We start from the raw sequence: 776 nt of genomic DNA, 5'->3' as shown, positions 1-776 counted from the left end.
CGAAACCCACCTTAGTTGTAGTATCCTTCTTACTATTAGGCAGGCCAAATACTTCCATACCAAGGCCAATAGTACCGCCTACTGTTTTATTCTCTTTTACTGAAGCTATCTTCTGAATGGTATCATTACCATCAAAATCGTCCGGTAAGCCACGCATATTACGCGTGATAGCGCCCGGGTTGATATTCCATCCCAAACCTACCCAACTGGCTTCCTGTTCCATAGAAATACCGCTATTATACCCGATCGCTAACGGATAGCCGTCCACATCTATCAACGGAATGCTATAGGAAAAATCGCCGGAAAACAAGTCAACCATATTCTCGTTATTCACAGAATGGAAAGCCTGGCTTTCTGGCTGCCCAGGGCCGCCAATGAAAGGCGCCTTCGACATCCTTCTGACAGATTTGACCGTAGCCGGTACGGGAAGCTTTTCTGCCACCTGTATAGTATCACGCCTGGGTAATGTTCCGGAAGGGACATTCGCTATTGCATAGGACGGGATAATCATCTCGAAATAAAGCAGTGCCAGCATCAAAGAGGCGAATGTCTTTTTGCGCCTGGCAGCAAATTGCAGTATCATTTATCTATTATTTATCTATTTATTAAAGGGACATCGTGTAAACAAACTTTAGCTGCCAATACTCCTGCCTGGAGTTGGACAGGCGGAACAGGTATTGTTTACCTTCGCCAAGGTCTTTTCTTCCTGAAAGCGGTATTTCAATGAAATTGGTACCGGGAGTAAGCTTTAGCGTATTCTTTATCAATACCCGCTG

1 protein-coding gene is annotated in these 776 nt (G+C 45.0%); it reads right to left on the bottom strand.

The genetic code is table 11. From position 1 onward, the window contains the following. Positions 1–583 (bottom strand): hypothetical protein (locus GO493_RS30750; protein ID WP_157310078.1); only part of this gene is annotated, 583 nt, incomplete at its 3' end. Between the last annotated feature and the right edge of the window lie 193 nt (positions 584–776).

It is taken from the genome of Chitinophaga tropicalis (assembly GCF_009758205.1).
Classification (GTDB): Bacteria; Bacteroidota; Bacteroidia; order Chitinophagales; family Chitinophagaceae; genus Chitinophaga; species Chitinophaga tropicalis.
Note: the sequence above shows the minus strand (reverse complement) of the source record. Positions and strands in the feature narration are given on the sequence as shown.